At 74.8% G+C, this 16,494-nt stretch carries 10 protein-coding genes; 6 read left to right on the top strand and 4 right to left on the bottom strand.

Features of this window, described 5'->3' with window-relative positions; all coding sequences use genetic code 11:
- Window positions 1–41 precede the first annotated feature (41 nt).
- A complete protein-coding gene (locus ACFRQN_RS23800; RefSeq protein ID WP_380741930.1) occupies window positions 42–881 on the top strand; it encodes an alpha/beta hydrolase family protein in 840 nt (279 codons plus the stop codon).
- A gap of 39 nt (window positions 882–920) precedes the next feature.
- Here ACFRQN_RS23800 and ACFRQN_RS23795 read toward each other — a convergent pair whose 3' ends face one another.
- The 4 genes from ACFRQN_RS23795 to ACFRQN_RS23780 are packed head-to-tail and all read right to left on the bottom strand — an operon-like array spanning window position 921 to window position 7,125.
- On the bottom strand, window positions 921–2,279 hold the full coding sequence (locus tag ACFRQN_RS23795) for a protein kinase (RefSeq protein WP_380741928.1): 1,359 nt from the start codon (window positions 2,277–2,279) through the stop codon (window positions 921–923).
- Window positions 2,276–3,178 (bottom strand): tetratricopeptide repeat protein, encoded by a 903-nt coding sequence (locus tag ACFRQN_RS23790; protein WP_380741926.1) that lies wholly within the window; start codon window positions 3,176–3,178, stop codon window positions 2,276–2,278. The genes ACFRQN_RS23795 and ACFRQN_RS23790 overlap by 4 nt, the downstream gene beginning before the upstream one ends.
- A 31-nt stretch (window positions 3,179–3,209) precedes the next feature.
- Window positions 3,210–6,512 (bottom strand): WD40 repeat domain-containing serine/threonine-protein kinase, encoded by a 3,303-nt coding sequence (locus ACFRQN_RS23785; RefSeq protein ID WP_380741924.1) that lies wholly within the window; start codon window positions 6,510–6,512, stop codon window positions 3,210–3,212.
- Between the two features lies 1 nt (window position 6,513).
- Entirely contained in the window at window positions 6,514–7,125 is a 612-nt protein-coding gene (locus ACFRQN_RS23780; protein ID WP_380741922.1) for a hypothetical protein, read from the bottom strand.
- Between the two features lie 231 nt (window positions 7,126–7,356).
- Here ACFRQN_RS23780 and ACFRQN_RS23775 point away from each other — a divergent pair, with 231 nt between their 5' ends.
- The 5 genes from ACFRQN_RS23775 (at window position 7,357) to ACFRQN_RS23755 (ending at window position 16,420) form a co-directional block, all read left to right on the top strand.
- Window positions 7,357–8,682, top strand: a complete 1,326-nt coding sequence (locus ACFRQN_RS23775; RefSeq protein ID WP_380741920.1) for an alpha/beta hydrolase — start codon at window positions 7,357–7,359, stop codon at window positions 8,680–8,682.
- Window positions 8,683–8,746: 64 nt separating this feature from the next.
- A complete protein-coding gene (locus tag ACFRQN_RS23770) occupies window positions 8,747–9,805 on the top strand; it encodes a trypsin-like peptidase domain-containing protein (protein WP_049654134.1) in 1,059 nt (352 codons plus the stop codon).
- Between the two features lie 4 nt (window positions 9,806–9,809).
- Window positions 9,810–10,919, top strand: a complete 1,110-nt coding sequence (locus tag ACFRQN_RS23765) for an effector-associated domain EAD1-containing protein (RefSeq protein ID WP_380741918.1) — start codon at window positions 9,810–9,812, stop codon at window positions 10,917–10,919.
- Between the two features lie 5 nt (window positions 10,920–10,924).
- The gene (locus ACFRQN_RS23760) at window positions 10,925–15,013 is read left to right on the top strand and encodes an AAA family ATPase (RefSeq protein WP_380741916.1); all 4,089 of its coding nucleotides are present in this window, start codon (window positions 10,925–10,927) and stop codon (window positions 15,011–15,013) included.
- A 186-nt stretch (window positions 15,014–15,199) separates the two neighbouring features.
- Entirely contained in the window at window positions 15,200–16,420 is a 1,221-nt protein-coding gene (locus ACFRQN_RS23755) for a hypothetical protein (RefSeq protein ID WP_380741914.1), read from the top strand.
- Window positions 16,421–16,494 lie beyond the last annotated feature (74 nt).

Raw genomic sequence — 16,494 nt, 5'->3', positions numbered from 1 at the left:
GCACCGACGCGCCCGCACTCCCCGGTGGCAAGCGGCCCGTCGTGCTGTACTCGGCGGGCTTCGGCGACCCGCGCACCTGGGGCACCGGCCTGGTGGAGGACCTCGCCTCGCGCGGCTACGTCGTCGTCACCGTCGACCACACCTACGAGGCCTCCGAGGTCGCCTTCCCCGACGGGGACCTCGCCACCTCCGTCTTCCCCGCGCTGCTGGCCCAGCCCGGCCTCGACATGAGCGCCCTCCTGCGCAGGATGCTGCAGAGCCGGGTCGACGACACCCGCTCCGTCCTGGACCGGCTCGCCGGGCTGCGCCACGACGAGCGGCTGCCGGCCGGCCTCGCCGCCTCCCTCGACCTCGACCGGATCGGCATGGTCGGCCACTCCGGCGGCGGCTCCGCGGCCCTCCAGACCATGCACGACGATCCGCGCCTCAAGGCCGGCGTCAACCTCGACGGCCAGCTGCACTTCTCCAACCCGGACGGCTCCGGGGTCCAACTGCCCCTGCCCACCGCCGCCGAGGACGGCCTCACCCGGCCCTTCCTGCTCATGGGCACCCAGGACCCCGAATCCGGCAGCTACCACCGGCAGCCCGGCTGGGACGCCCTGTGGCGGCACAGCACCGGCTGGCACGCCGACGTGACCCTCACCGGCTCCCGCCACGGCTCCTACACCGACGCGCAGTCCCTGCTGCCCCAGCTCGCCCGCCAGGGCGCGATCAGCGGGACGGACCTGACCGGCGCCGTCGGCGACGTTCCCCCGGACCGCGCGGTGTCGGCCACCCGCTCGTACGTCGCGTCGTTCTTCGACCGCTGGCTGCGCGGCCACGACGACCACCTCCTGGACGGCCCGTCGCCGCGCTTCCCCGAGATGGTCTACGAGCGGTAGCGCGCCCGGCGGCCGCCCCGGGTGTCGGGGGCGGGCCGGTCAGAGCGCCTCCCGGAGGGCGGCCGCGAAGGCGGCGGCGTCCGGGAAGCCGATCGCCGGCTGCTCCCGCAGGGCCTGGTCGACCACCTCGGCGAGGCGGTGCGGGAGGTGCGGCGCCACCTCCCGCAGCGGGGTGGCCGGGGTCTGCAGGACGACCTGCCACGGGTCGGCGCCGGGCGGGAAGGGGCGGGGGTAGCGGCCGGTCAGCATCCTGTAGAGGCAGGCGGCCAGTCCCCAGACGTCGACCTCCGGGGTGGCGTAGCGGAAGTTGACGATCTGTTGGCGGGGCATGCAGGAGGGCTTGCCGGCCGTGGTGCCGGTGCGGGTCAGGCCGCTGAGGCCCGCCTGGTCGAAGGCCTTGGCCAGGCCGAAGTCCGCCACCTTCGCCACCGGTCGGCCGTCCGGCCCGTGGTCGAGCAGCAGGTTGCCCGGGCTGAGATCGCGGTGGACCACGCCGGCCGCGTGGGCGTGGGCCAGTCCGGCCAGCGCCTGGAGGGCGAGCGGTACGGCCTCGTCCGCCGGCAGTCGCCCGCCGCGTCGGCCCAGCAGGTCCTCGACGCTGCCGCCGCGGCAGTACTCGAGGGTGAAGAAGAAGGTGCCGCCGGCGAACCCGACCTCGTGCAGGGTGACGATGTTCGGGTGGTGCAGGGTGCGGGTGACGGCGACCTCGCGCAGGAACAGGGCCCGCGCCCGGGTGCTGGCCGCCACCTTGGGCAGCATCAGTTTCAGTGCCACTTCCCGACCGGTCCCCCGGTGGCGGGCCAGGTGGACGGTGCCCATCCCGCCGCGGCCGAGCTGGGCCGACAGTTCGTAGTCCGCGAGCGAGGCGACGGCCCCGCCGCCCTGGCGGGCCAGCGCGAGCAGTTGCCGCAGCACCATGCCGGGCTCGGCCCGGCAGGTCGCGCAGACGTAGCTGCCGTCCCGGCCGTCGGCCTCGTCCGCCGTGTCCCGGCCGCAGGCGGCGCAGCGGGCCGGTCGCAGGCGCAGGGTGGGGGCGGACCGGCCGACCCGGAAGACGGTGTCGCCGATCCGGATCTCGTCGCCGTCGGCCAGGTCGTGCTCGGGGAGGTCGAGTGCCGCGCCCTCCTCCGGGCTCTGGTTCCGGGCGCGCTGGCCGATCTTCCTCCCGTTGACGTACGTCCCGTTGAGGCTGCCGAAGTCGCGGATCCGGATGTCGGGCGGGTTGATGTCGAGCAGGCAGTGGTGCCGGGAGACGGTGCGGTGGCGCTCGTCGTCCGGCAGCCGCGGCATGCACTCGGCGGCCCGGCCGAGCAGGCAGGTGGTGCGCTCGGTGAAGACGTGCTCGTCGCCGGTCCCAGGGCCGCCCACCTGGTGCAGGACGACCGTGGCCTCGCTCATGCGGGCCGCCCCGGGCCCTGCTCCGCCATCCGCGTCAGATGCCTCTGCGCCTTCGCCGATCCCCGTCGGGCGGCCTGCCGGTACCACTCGGCGGCCCGCTCGGGCGAGCCGGCCTCCAGCAGTTCGCCGAGGTTGAGCATGCCCATCGGCTCGCCCGCCTCGGCCGAGCGACGGAACCACTCCTGGGCCTCGGCCACCCGGTCGCTGTAGCGCAGGACGGTGCCCAGGTTGTTCATCGCCTGCGGGTGCCCCTCGTCGGCGGCCCGCCGGTACCAGAGCTCGGCCTCGGGCTCGCGTCCGGCCCCCTGCACCAGGTACGCCAGCGAGTACATCGCCTCCGCGTTCCTCTTGTCGGCGGCGGCCCGCAGCCACCGCTCGGCCTCGGCGCTGCGGCCCGCCTCGGACAGCAGCACGCCCAGGATGTACGCGGCCTGGTCCTCGCCCTGGTCCGCCGCTCCGCGGAACCACCGCTCGGCATCGGCCAGGCGGTTCTCGTCGACGGCGCGGAAGCCGGCGCCGACCATGGCGGGAGCGCAGCCGAGTTCGGCGGCGCGCTGCTGCCAGGACGCGGCCTCGGCGGCCCGGCCGGCCTTCCCCAGCACCACGGACAGGTTGTGCATGGCCAGCGGTTCGCCGAGCTCGGCGGCGCGGCGGAACTGCTGTTCGGCCTCGGCGTCACGGCCCTCGTCGAGCAGCCGGGCCCCCAGACGGATCAGGGCCTCGGCATCGCCGGACCGCGCCTGCCGTTCCTGCCGGGCGACCCGGCTGTCCAGCCCCGGGTCGCCGCTCAGCTCCATGATCGCCCGGGTCAGCGGCGCCAGGTCGCTCCCGGCCTTCCCGGACGCCTTCGCGGACGCCTTCTCGGACGCCTTCTTGCTGCGCTTACGGCCGAACCACACGACGGCCTCCCCTCTCTCCTCGACGCTCCCGTCATGATTGCCGACGGACCGCCAGCTCCCAGTCCAGGCACCAGAGTTGAACGGAACCGTCACCGCGGACGCACACCGCCGAGCCGCCGTCCGGGCCCGGTTCGGCCCCGGAGAAGCCGGCCGGACGGCCGGCCAGCACCCGCAGGCAGCGGCCAGTGCCGAGCTCCCACACCCGCAGCGCGCCGTCGTCCTCGCCGAGCGACAGCACGAACCGCCCGTCCGGGCTCAGTCGGAGCGCCCCGGTGCCGTCCGGCTGGTCGTCGAGGACCCGCAGACAGGCCCCGGTGCGCAGGTCCCAGACGCGGATCGCGCGGTCCTGGCCGCAGCCGGAGAGCAGCAGTCCGCGGTCGGCGTCGACCAGCAGCTCGGTCACGGTGGCGGTGTGGCCGTGGAACTCCCGCAGGCGGCGGCCGGTGGGGACGTCCCAGAGCCCGATGGAGTGCTTCGGGCCCGCGGTGACGGCGGTGCGCCCGTGGGGGGAGAGCCAGAGCGCGGGCCCCCAGAGGTTGGGCCCCCGGCCGTGGTCGCCCTCCAGGGTCCGGCGGCAGGCGCCGGTGGCCGTCTCGAACAGCCGGATCCCGTCGTCCGCGCCCCGGGCCAGGACGAACCGCCCGTCCGCGGTGAACGAGGCCGTCCCCGCGCCCAGGGCGAGCCGGGCCGAGCTGAGCCGGGCACCGGTCGCCGCGGACCAGGCGCCCAGGGTCCCGTCACCGCCCGCGAACAGCACCGTCCGACCGTCACCGGTGAAGCGGAGCCTGCCGTGCACCCGCGACAGGCCCTCGATCAGCGGCCCGCGCTCACCGGTCTCCGCACCGAGCAGCTGGATGCCCCCGGGCACCCGGACGGCCACCGTTCGGCCGTCCGGCGCCAGGGCCGGCGCGCCCCAGGCGCCGTCGTACAGCACCCGGGCGGGCCAGGCCGCCCGCAGTCCGGTGCGGGTCACCCGCCGGTCGCGGGCCAGCTCCTGCCAGGCGGTCAGCACCCGGGGATCGCGCTCGTGGCCGGGCAGGGCCCGGGCCCGGCTCAGCAGGTCGAGCGCGGCGGCGCAGCGGCCGGCCGCGTGCTCCCGCCCGGCCCGCTCGACCAGCGCGGCCAGCCGGCTGCTCAGGTCGTCCAGTTCGGCGTGCCGACGGGGGCGGCTGAGCCGGGCCGCGGCCGGGTGGGGCTCGGGCAGCGGCCAGCGTCGGGCGGTGCCGTCCCGCCCGGCGGAGAGCAGGTGCCTGCCGTCGGCCAGGAACACCACGGCGTCGACGTGGCCCCGGTGCCCGCGGAAGGTGCGCAGGCAGCGGCCGGTATCCGGTTCCCAGAGGCGGACCGCGCCGTCCAGGCCCCCGCCGGCCAGCAGCCGCCCGTCGGGGCTCAGGGCGAGGCGGTGCCCGGCGCCGTGGCCGGCGGCGATCTCCGCGTCGAGGCCCGGGCCGTGCACCCGGAGCCGGTCGCCGACGGCGGCGGCCACGGTGCGGCCGTCCCGGCTCAGGCAGCACGGTTCGTGCGCGTAGCGGCGTTCCAGCAGCGGGGTCTGTTCACCGGCGCCAGCTGGATCGCGCACCGCGACCACTCCCTCGGGGCCGTCGAAGACCAGCAGCCGGCCGTCCGCGGTCGCCTCGACGGTGCCGCCCGAGAAGCCGTCCAGGATGAAGCGGGCCCGGCCGGTCGTCAGCTCCCAGCCCAGGACCGTGCCGTCGCTGGTGCCGCCGACCACCAGGCCCGCCCCGGCGAGCAGCCGCAGCGAGCGGACGGTGGTGCTGCCGGACCGGTAGTACGGGGTGAAGACCCGCAGGCAGCGGCCGTCGCCGAGGTCGAACAGCCGGACCAGGCCGTCGGAGCCGACGCCCACGGCCCGCCGCCCCTCGGCGTCCAGGTCCACCGTGTGCCGCAGCTCGTCCAGCTCCCGCAGGCACCGGCCGGTGGCCACCTCCCAGAGCTTGACGGTGCCGTCGCAGGCCGTGAGCGCCAGCCGGCCGTCGGGGGTGGGCCGGATCTCGATGTCGGGTGCCGCCCGCCGGGTCCGGCCGCCCTCCCAGGGCGAATCCGTCCAGCGCTCGTACTCGTACCAGGGCACGGTCCAGCTGGTCGGCTCGGCGCCGGGGCCGACGGCGCCGCGTTCGCGCTGCACCGCCTCGATCAGCGGCCCCAGGCGCGCGGCGCCGCCGTCCGCCCTGGCCGCGTCCAGGGCGGCGAGCAGGTCCTCGTCGGTGAGGCCGCCCTGCCGCCAGTGCATCAGACCGGAGTTGTAGGTCGCCTCCGGGTGGCGCGGGTCGGCCGCGAGGGCCGCGCCGAAGGCGGCTTCGGCCTCCGGCACGCGGCCCAGGTCCAGCATCGAGACGGCCCGGTTGTTGAGTTCGCCGGCGCGCAGCTCGGCCTCGCGCGGCTCTCCGCGGTCGATCGCCCGCCCCGTCAACCGGTGGTGGATGTCGGCGAGTTCGTCGGCCACCTCGGCCATCGAGGCGGGCCGGTCGGCCGGCCGCTCGCGCAGGCAGCGGGCCAGCAGCTCGGCGACCGGCTCCGGCAGCGGGGGCGGGCCGTCCGCTTCCGGACGCCCGGTCGGGCCGTACGACGCGGGCCCGCGACCGGTGCCCGCCCGGTAGGAGGCCAGCGCCTCGCCGACCACCGGGCCCATCAGCCAGGTCACCTCGCCGGTGAACAGCTCCACCACCGACACCGCGAAGCTGTACAGGTCGGTGCGGTGGTCCAGCGGTTCGCGCCTGGCCTGCTCCGGCGAGGCGTACGCCATGGTCATCCCGCCGCCGGACACCCGTTCACCGCCCGTGGCCCGCGCCTGGGCCAGCCCGAAGTCGGTGACCTTGGCGGTGCCGTCCAGGTCCAGCAGGACGTTGGCGGGCTTGACGTCCTGGTGCACCAGGCCGCGTTCGTGCGCGTGCCGCAGCCCCCAGGCGGTCTCCACCGCCAGGCGCAGGATGCGGGCCGTGGACTCGGCCGGGCCGCCCGCGTAGAGCCGCCGGTCGTCGATCCACTCCCGCAGGCTGCCGCCCGGCAGGTACTCGGCGAAGACCCGTGGCAACCCGTCCAGGACGCGCACGTAGTGGCAGCCGCAGACGTGCGGGTGCAGGCCCAGCGACACCCAGGTCTCGGCCTCGCGGACGAACCGCTCCTGCTGCTCCGGCGTGCCGAACAGCTCGGGGCGCGGGCACTTCACCGCCAGGTCGACGCCCCACTCCAGGTGCCGCACCCGGTAGACCACGCCCATGCCGCCCTCGGTGTGCACCCGCAGCACCCGGTACTGGTCGGCGACCACCTCGCCGACCGACCAGGGCGCCGGAACCCCGACGGCCGGTCCGGACACCTCAGGCGGCCCGGTACGGCGGCAGCGCGGCGAACGCCGGTGCCACCACGGCCGTCCGGCACACCGTCCGGGCCCAGGCCCGGGCCAGCGAGAGGGCGTGCCTCGGGAACATCGGGTCCCAGTCGGCGGCGTGGCTGCGCTCGTACGGCAGCTCCGGGTCGTACGGGTGGCCGCCGCTGTCCGTCCCCGCCGGGTCCAGCTTGAGGCGCACCAGGGACTCGCGGACGCCGGTGACGCCCGACTCCTGGAACTGACCGGTCAGGACGGCGGTGACGGTCGACCTGGCGAGCAGGAACGAACCCCGGAACCGGAAGCCGGTGCGGGAACCGGGCAGCCGTTCGGACACCAGGGTGTAGAGCGCCGGAACCCCGCCCAGCGACACCGCCGCCGCCTCCAGCAGCGATCCGCCGGCCGCGGCGTGGCCGCGCGCCAGGGTCACCCGCAGCGCCTCGATCCCGTCCAGCCAGACGGGGGCGGGCGGCAGCGCCTCGCGCACGCTCAGCACCACCACGTCGTTCCAGGAGTCCGGGACGAACCACCGGCCCTCGTCGAGCGGTTCGAGGCCGGCGGTGTCGAAGGCCAGCGGGAGCGGGAGCGGAGTTGATGGGGACACGATCGGAAGCTAACACGCGGCCCTGTCAACCGTCAGGCGTGCTCCGATTTCTGATACATCCTCAGATCCTCCCCGGTACGTGTTCGTGACAGTGGCCCGATCCGGCACCGGACCTGGGCGAACCGCCCGCGCGCGGCCGTCCACGACCTATGATGCGAGCGATCCGGTTCGACACGCGTTGTCGCGTTGTCACGCCGTCGGGCACGTCGTGAACAAGCCAGGTGGGGGACGATGGTGGACATGTGGGAGGTGCTGGAGCCGGCCGTCGCCCGGGTCTGGCCGAGGGTGCCCGACAGCCTGTCCGAGGCCGAGCGCGAGCGCCTGGAGGCGGAGGTCCTGGTGGCGCTGCGCGCCCTGGAGACCGCGCGCGGCGGTGCGCCGTCAGCCGGGACCGAAGGGGCCGACGGGGCCGATCCCGTCGAGGAGGCCGCCCAGGCGGTGGCGGCCGCCTTCGAGGCCTACCCGCCCCTGGGCGACCTCCTCGTCGCCGCGTTCGACGCGCTCGTCGACGGCCAGGAGCGCTTCGGCCCGGACGCTCCCCCGCCCTCCTGGGGCACGGCGCTGCGTTCGCTGCTCGTCCCCGTCCTCTACGCCACCGACCGCGCGCCGGCCGGCGGGAGCGGCACCAGCGCGGCCTACGGCGGCGACCGCGGCCAACTGTCGTACGGGGAAGCCCTGGTGAACGTCCCCGACGACCACCGCATCGGCGCCGTCGAGAAGCCCCGCTGGTGGCGGCTGCGGTTCCGCACCAACCCGGCCCGGGACACCCAGCTCGGCGACGTCAGCCCGCTCACCGCCGCCGGGTTCGCCGAGCGGGCCCGGGGCCACCACCTCCCCGGGGACGACGAAACCCCCCGATCGGCACTGGTGTTCGTCCACGGCTACAACGTCTCCTTCGCCGACGCCGCCGTCCGCGCCGCCCAGATCGCCTACGACCTGAACTTCACCGGCCTCCCCATGCTGTACAGCTGGCCGTCCAAGGCCTCCGTCACCGACTACGCGGCCGACGGCAACGCCTCCCGCCGGGCCGTCCCGTACTTCCAGGAGTTCCTGCGGCACGTGCTGACGGACACCGGCGTCGACGAACTGCACGTCGTCGCCCACAGCATGGGCAACCGGGTGGTCGTCGACGCGCTGGCCGACCTGGACACCACCACGCTCCCCGAGGGCGCGGGCCGGCTCGGGCAGGTCGTCTTCACCGCGCCCGACGTCGACGCCGAGGTGTTCCGCCAGCTCGTGCCCCGGGTCGTCAACCAGGCGCGCGGCTGCACCCTCTACGTCTCCGCCAACGACCGCGCGCTCGCCGCCTCCCGCCTCCTCGCCGAACACCCCCGGGCGGGCCAGGCCGGCCCGGGCGTGGTGGTCGCGCCCGGCCTGGACACCGTCGACGTCTCCGAGCTCGACACCGGCCTGACGGGCCACTCCTACCCGGGCGACCACCGCTCCGTCCTCTCCGACCTGTACGGGCTGCTGCGCCACGGCCACCGGCCGTCCCAGCGCTACGGACTGGCCCGGGTCCCGCACCCGGACGGCGCGTACTGGGCCTTCCAGCCGTAACGATCCTCGCGAATCCTCCCCGGCAGCACGACTTCCCCCTCTCCGACGAGCGAGCACACAGGGCATGGCGACGACGAACCCCGCACCGCGAACGACCCACTTCCTGGACAGCTACCCCTTCCGGTGGACCGACCCCGGCGCCGTCGAACTCCGCGACCTGCTCGCCTCCGTCCACTTCCGGGTCAACCCGGTGCTGGAGCTGGCCCAGCAGGCGGGCATCGCCCCGGCCGAGGTCAACTGGGACCAGCCGATGTCCCTGGTCTGGTTCGACCTCATCACCGTCGCCCGGAAACAGGAGAAGCTCCGCCCGCTGCTCGACCGGATCGCCGCGGGCCCCGACCAGGCGCTCGCCGCCCGCGTCCGCGAACTGCTCGCCGCCCGGCCCGTGCTCCCCGCCCCCGAGCCAGAGCTCCCGGCAGGCACCTGGGCCGCCTTCCGGGACCCGGACGAGCAGGAACGCCAGATCTTCCGCGCCTCCGGGTTCCAGGACGTCGCGTTCCTGCGCCGCGGCGCCGAACTCGCCACCGCCGTCTGCCGCCTGCTGGTCACCCACGCCGACGGCCAGGCCTGCTACGGCACCGCCTTCCGGATCGGGCCCGACCTCCTGCTGACCAACCACCACGTCCTGTACTCCGACGGCCGGCCCGCCGAGGCGGTCGAGGCCTGGTTCGGCTACGAGCAGGACCTCGACGGGCGGGAGCTCAGGTACCGCACCGTCCGCTGCGACCCCGCCACCGCCGTCGGCCGGCCCGAGGGCGACTGGGCCGTGGTCCGCGCCGCCGATCCCCTGCCCGAGGACGCCCTGGTGGTGCCGATCCCCGACCGGGCCACCGTCGCCGAGGGCGACCGGGTCTGCATCATCCAGCACCCGCACGGCCTGGTGAAGAAGCTCGCCGCCCGGCACAACGTCGTCCGGCACGTGGACGAGCAGGTCGTGCAGTACTGGACGGACACCGAGTACGGCTCCTCCGGCGCCCCCGTCTTCGACGAGCGCTGGCGGCTGGTCGCCCTGCACCGGGGCCACGTCCGCATCGGGCAGCGGCTCAGTGCCTCGGAGTTCCGCAACGAGGGCCTCCGGATCGAGCGGGTGGCCGAGGGCCTGGCCGCCGCCGGGGTGAGGTGAGCCGGTGGCACTGCTGGACCTGCGCGCGTTCCCGAACGAGGACCCCAGAGCCGGGGAACTGCTCAGGGCCCTCATGTACACGTACGGCCTCCCGCAGCCGGCCCGGCAGGTCGTCGCCCGCGCCGGCATCGCCGAGGCCGAGATCGCCTGGCAGGGGGCGATGCTCGACGTCTGGCCGGACATCGTCGAGAAGGCCGCGGCGACCGGACGGCTGCGCAGGCTCGTCGAGGTCGTCGCCGAGGACCCGAACTCCCGGGCCGCCTCACCGGTGTTCGCGTACCTGCTCGCCGAGCAGCGCATCTCGCAACCCGCCGAACAGACCACCGACCCGTTCGGCCACGGGCTGATCAACGACCGGCAGCGCGCCTTCTTCGACCGGACGTCCCTCCGCTCCCGGCTGCGGGAGATGGTCCTCGACCGCGGCCACCGCGTGCTCACCGTCGAAGGCGGTCCGCGGACCGGCCGGACCTTCACCTGGTTCCTCATCCACCACGTGCTCGCGAGCCAGGGGATCCACCCGTGCCGGATCCGGATGAGCGAGTACACCGAGCCGGTCCGGGTGGCCGAACTCACCGGATTCCTCAACGACGAGTTCCGGGAGTGGAGCGTGCAGATCGACCACCACTCCTCCGAGGACCAGCAGGCCGACCGGCTGGTCAGCCAACTCCGGGGCCGGATGCGCGAGGAGCGGCGGTCCGTCCCGGCGCAGCCCCGGCACTGGCTCGTCTTCGACGACTCGGAGTCCGTCCGCTTCACCGAACCCGCCCTGCGCGCGGTCGTCCGGCTGGTGCAGGCGGTGGTCGAGGAGGAGATGGCGGACCGGCTGCGGATCGTGCTGCTCGCCTACGACGGCTGGCTGCCGCCGGACGTCGAGGGGTACACCGCCCGGGAACAGCTGGGCCCGATCGGCATCGAGGACCTCCACGACTTCTTCCGGACGGTCGCGGCGGAAGCCGGCCGCCCGATCGACGCCGACACCGCCCGCGGCCTCGCCGCCAAGGTGCTGAGCGAGACCGGCCACGACGGCTGCCTCCCCGACGGCCCGCTCCCCCTGACCACCGCGATCCAGCACACGGCCGCCGGCCTCGGCCGAAGCCTCTACCAGGGATGTTGACGACGGTGACCGAGACCCTCGCCCCGATGCCCGACGCCGTCTACCGTGAACGGACCGTCCTGCTGGGCGCGTTCACCGCCGAGAGCCTGGCGGCGACCACCCCGGGCGCGGACGCGGCCGAACCCGGCGCGCTCCTGCGGGACTTCCTCACCCAAGACTGCGAACGGGCCACCACCCGGGACGGCCGCCGCTGGCGGCTCACCCCCGAGGTCCGCACCCACACCATCGAGACCCTGGGCCGTCCGGAACGCCTGCTGGCCACCCTCACCACCGCACCCCGTACGGAGGGCGACGCCGCACGCGACTGGGCCGAACGGTTCCTGGCCGCGCGGAACCCGCCGCTGGAGGCACAGGACTTCGACGAGCTGTACGCGGCCCTCACCGTGGTCGGCTGGTTCCGCGACGCCCCCCGCGCCCGGGCCGCCCTCGCCGACCACGGGCTGGAACTGCCGTCCGCCGACGAGGTGCAGCACCACCTCAAGCGGGCCCGGCTGCTGCAACCGCTCCAGGCCCTCGCCGACGGGAGCTTCACCGGACGGGAGGACGAACTCGGCACGCTGTCCGACTACGTCGACGCCAAGAACGGCTACTCCCCCTGGCTCCTGGTGCACGGGCCGGGCGGCGTCGGCAAGTCCACGCTGCTGTCACGCTTCCTCCTGGACCGTGCCGGAGCGGAGTCGGCCGCCCACGTCTACCTGACCTTCGAGCGTCCCGAACTGGCGCCGGAACGCCCGCTCACCGTCCTGGCCGAAGCCGTCCGCCAGGTCGCCCTGCTGGCACCGGCCATGCGCGAGCCGGCCGACGCCCTGGAGCACTCCCTCCGCCGCACCGTCGCCGCCGACCTCCGGTCGGAGCGGGACCGCAGCTCCTCCTCCGGGCGCCGGACCTCACGCCGCCACGACACCGACGTGCTGCTCCACCGGGTCGGCACCTTCCTGGCGGCCTTCGGGACCGACCACGGCGGCCGGGCGCCGCTGCTCGTCCTCGACACCTTCGAGCGGGTGCAGCGGCGCGGCCAGTACGCCCAGCGCCGCCTGCTGCAGGCCCTGGACGACCTGCGGTGGAGCTGCCCGAACCTGCGCGTCATCGCCGCCGGCCGCGCGCCCGTCGACGACCCCCGCTTCCGTTCCCTCCCGCTGGAAGGCTTCGACCCGCCGACGGCCCGCCGCTACCTGCGCCGCCAGGTCGCCGAACTCGCCGGGCGCACCGACGAGGAACTCGACTTGGTCACCGGCACCGTCGGCCGGAGCCCGCTCAACCTCAAGCTGGCCGCCGCCCTGCTCCGCCGCGAGGCCGACGCCCTGCGGGACCCGGCGCTGCACGACCAGCTCCGACGGAAACTGGAGGCCGAGACCGTCCAGGGCGTGCTGTACCGGCGCATCCTCGACCACCTGGAGGACCCGGACCTGCGCCGCATCGCCAGCCCCGGCCTGATCGTCCGGAAGGTCACGCCGGAGGTCATCCGCCACGTCCTGGCCGAACCGTGCGGGCTCGGCGCCGTGGACGAGGATCGCGCGTGGGGCCTGTTCCACCGCTTCCGGGACGAGGTCTCCCTCGTCGAGGAGGTACCGGGGCAGGACGCGGTCCTCCACCGGGCCGACGTGCGCGCCGTCATGCTGCCACTGCTCCGCCGCGACCACGCCGAGGTCGTGGAGCTGATCCACCGCCGGGCGGCCGCCCACTACGAGGACGCCGGCGACCGGGTCGAGGAGCTGTACCACCGGCTCGCCCTCGGCGAACCGACCGCCACCCTGGACGCCCGGTGGGAGGAGGAGGCGGGCCGGCTGCTGGAGCCGGCCAACGACGAGCTGCCGCCCTGTTCGCAGGTCTACCTCGCCGAGCGGATGGGGAACATCGTCTCCGCGGAGCTCCGGGCGCAGGCCGACGACGAGACGTGGGCCCGGCAGGCAAGGCGCGCCGGAGACCAGTTCCTCCTGGACGACCGCCCGGAGGACGTGCTGACACTCCTCGGAGAGCGCCCTCACATCCGGATCGTCGGTCTGCGCATCTCGGCCCTCGCCACCCTGCAGCGTTGGGACGAGGTGGATGCCCTGGCCGACGACGTTCTCACCACCGAGCCCGACCCGACCACCGCGACGGGCATGTTCATGGCCCGCGCCCAAAGCGCCAGGAGTCAAGGAGACTTCGCCTCGGCCCACGACCTGCTCAACCGGGCCCTCCTCGCGGCCGAGGCCATCGAGGACAGGGTGATCACTCTCGGAATCATGTCGGCACTCCTGCGCCTGCACCGGGACAGCGGGTCGCTCGACTCACCCGACGCCCGAAAGCTCCGCGCCCGTACACTCGCGCTCGTCAGTGATCTGGACCAGCGCGATGTCACCCAGAACCCCGAGATCATCCGACTCATCGCCGCCGAACTCGGCGACGGTGCGCCCGAGTTGGTCTCCTATACCACCCAGCATTCCGGCCTCGACCTCTCCGACGGAGGTGATGCCGCCCTGCTCGATTCCCTCACCCCGGAGGAGCTGCGCGACTTCACCAGGGCCACCGGCGTCAGCGTTCCACTGCCCGCGACCGACACCGACCCCTCAGGCCCCGCCCCCACCAGCGTGGACTTCGGCGACGCCGTCAACACCTACCTCGGCGCAGGAGGCAAGCACGCCGAGGCCCTGAACAACGCCGTGGTGGAGAACCTCCGGCACGAGGTGGACTTCGCCGCTCCCTCCGCCCCCGCCCGCGACACCACCCACGACGCCGTCGTCCTCCTCCCCGGCCACATGGGCAGTTCGCTCCTCGACACCGAGACCGGCCGCCACGTCTGGGGCGACCTCAGACCCACCACCCTCCTCCGGCTGAGCCTCACCGACGACTCCTCGCTGCGCGTCACCCCCGACGAGCGGGCGGGCCGGACCGGCCGCCTGCGCCCCGACGGCCTGCTGCGCGCCCCGGCCTGGCTCTCGGCGCTCGGCGGCCTGGAGACCTACCAGCCCCTGCTGGACGCCCTGCACGCCACCGTCCTCCACGAGGACGCCGTCCTGCCGTTCCCCTACGACTGGCGGCTCTCCGCCGAGGTGAACGCGCGTCTGCTGGCCGAGGCCGCCCACCGCCACCTGGCGGCCTGGCGCGCGAGCCCGCACCGCCGTCGGGCGGGGGTGCCCGACGAGGAACCCCGGCTGGTCTTCGTCGCCCACTCCACCGGCGGACTCGTCGCCCGGGCGGCGCTGGCGGCCGATTCCCGGCTGGCGGCGCTCACCCGCGACCTGGTCACCATCGCCACGCCCTTCCACGGCACCCCCGCGGTCGCCGAGATGCTGGGCGGCCGCCGCCGGTTTCTCCCGCGCCCGCTGTCCGGGCTGGCCGCCTCCCTGCCGGGGGTGTACGACCTGCTGCCGACCTTCCGCTGCGTCGAGACCGACGACGCGCTGCGCCGGCTGGACCTCGACGACGTCCGCCGCCTCGGCGGCGATCCGGAGCTCGCCGCCGCCGCCATGGCGGCGCGGGCGGCGGAGTCCCGCGCGGCCTTCCTCCCCCGCACCCGCGCCGTGGTCGGCATCGGCCAACCGACCGTGCAGGGCCTGCGGTTGGCCGGGGACGGCCTCGAACCGGTGCTGACGGCACCGCGCGCCCACGACGACGGCCGCCCGTACCGGAGCGAGTCCGGCGAGGCCGTCCGCTGGGACCGCGGCGGGGACGGCCTCGTCCCGCGCGACGCCGCCGCGCCCTCCGCCTCGAACGCCGTGCTGTTCGTGTCCGGCCGGCACGGCACCCTCTGCTCCGATCCGCACGTCCTGGAGCTCGTCCGGTCCGTCCTGACCGACCGGCGGCCGGCCGCCGTCCGGCCACGCCCGGTCAGCCACGCCCTCCAGCGCCCGGGCCTCGGCCTGTCCCTTCCCGAGACGACCGTCCCGGGCCAGCCCTGGCCGCTCATGGTGCACGGTGCGTCACCGGACGACGCCGCCTGCCGCATCACCGACGAGGCCACCGGGGCGACCGTCGCCACCCCCCGGCTGCTCCTCAGCGACGCGACCCTGGTCGCCGCCGTCACCCTCCCCCACCCGGGCCTCTACCGGGTCACCGTCACCTCCGGCCCCGACCGCGTCAGCGACCTCCTCCTCACCACCGGCCCCGACTGACCCCACCGGCGGACGGGTGGCCGGAGCGCAGGCGCTCGGCCCGGTGCGCCGGGTGGCCCGAACGGGGTGCCCGGAAAGGAGGGTGCGCCGGGCGGCCGGGATTGGCGCGCCCGGCGTCTTCACACCATTCGGTCCGGAGGCTCCACCTTCCCGATCAACGCCTCCCGAACGAAAGGATGCCCGCACATGGCAGCAACCATCACCGGCCGTCGCATCGCCCAGGTCGTCGCGGCCGTCGTCGTCGCGGTGGCCGCCGGGTGGACACCGGTTCCGGCACAGGCCCACAGCGCCCCCGCCCAGCCGCTGCCGGCCGTATCCGCCCCGCTCGCCGACGACTGGTACACCCAGTGGAAGAACACCACGGCCGATCCCGACGCACCGGTGAAAGAGACACGACCGAAACTGACCTGGCGTTCGGACCAGGACGTCCTCTGGCGGGGGTCCAACCGGACCCCCGAGGTCATCTTCGCCGACGGGCTGCGACCACAGGGGGAGAAGACATCCGAGGACCAGCGCCAGTACAACTGGGTCAGCCAGGTCGACCGTTCGACGCCCGAGACCGTGTTCTCGGGCGCCTCACGGGACCAGAGTGTGGCAGTGGATTTCGGCGCCTGGATCTACGAGGTCCACGCACCCTGGGGAATCGACCAGGAGGCGTCCGGCACGTACACCACCATGTTCGGCCTGTACCGCGGCGAGCAGGAGATCACCTTCCCGGGCGGCATCAAGTCGCGGTTCATCAAGGACGCCTGCCCCAGGGACGGGGGCGCGTGCCAGTCGAACCCGCACTACGACCCCTCGGGCGCCGACAAGCCGCAGGACGTCGCGGCGGTCACGATCGACTGGGCCCGCCTGTGGCCCACCCAGGACGCCGGGGCCCTGCCGTGGGTCTCGGAGGAGGGGATCGCCTGGGCGGTGGGAACCGACACGCTGAACCCCTTCCAGGGTGAGGACGCCTTCCGGGAGGGCCTCAAGCCGCGGGTCGGGACGGCTCCGTGGCTGGGCCTGTTCAAGGAGCACGTCCTGAACAAGCCGACGCCGTCGGTGCTGGAGCACGGCTGGGAGGCCCTGGCCGTCGGCGCGGCCGTCCCGGGGTTCCGCACGAAGTCGGACGCGGAGGAGCTGGTCAGCGAGGCCAAGGCGGGCGGCTGGGTCTACCAGCTCCTGGACACCGCGCACGGTTTCCGTACCGATCTCCTGAACAAGCCGACCAAGGATCCGACGCCCGCCGAACCGGTGGAGCTCGGCTACGTGGGCGGGGTGCGCGGCGGCCTCCTGCTGACGGCCTGCCACTACCCGAAGGGGGCCACGGTCTCGGACCAGTGCTTCAAGAACCCGCACCCGGGCACGAACGCGAGCACGACCACGCACGTGGTCGCGCCACTCGACCCGGTCCTCGCCCGCTGAGCCCCGCCCCCGGGGCCGTCCGAACGGCTCGGCCTGACGGCACTCCGTGGACACCGCGCTGCCCGGGGGACCGC

The organism is Kitasatospora sp. NPDC056800, assembly GCF_042789775.1.
GTDB lineage: Bacteria > Actinomycetota > Actinomycetes > Streptomycetales > Streptomycetaceae > Kitasatospora.
This window is presented reverse-complemented; position numbering and strand designations above follow the sequence as displayed.

Coding starts and splice junctions, on each gene's coding strand:
- ACFRQN_RS23775 (WP_380741920.1), top strand. CDS start 7,357: ATGGTGGACATGTGGGAGGTGCTGGAGCCGGCCGTCGCCCGGGTCTGG.
- ACFRQN_RS23755 (WP_380741914.1), top strand. CDS start 15,200: ATGGCAGCAACCATCACCGGCCGTCGCATCGCCCAGGTCGTCGCGGCC.
- ACFRQN_RS23795 (WP_380741928.1), bottom strand. CDS start 2,279: ATGAGCGAGGCCACGGTCGTCCTGCACCAGGTGGGCGGCCCTGGGACC.
- ACFRQN_RS23770 (WP_049654134.1), top strand. CDS start 8,747: ATGGCGACGACGAACCCCGCACCGCGAACGACCCACTTCCTGGACAGC.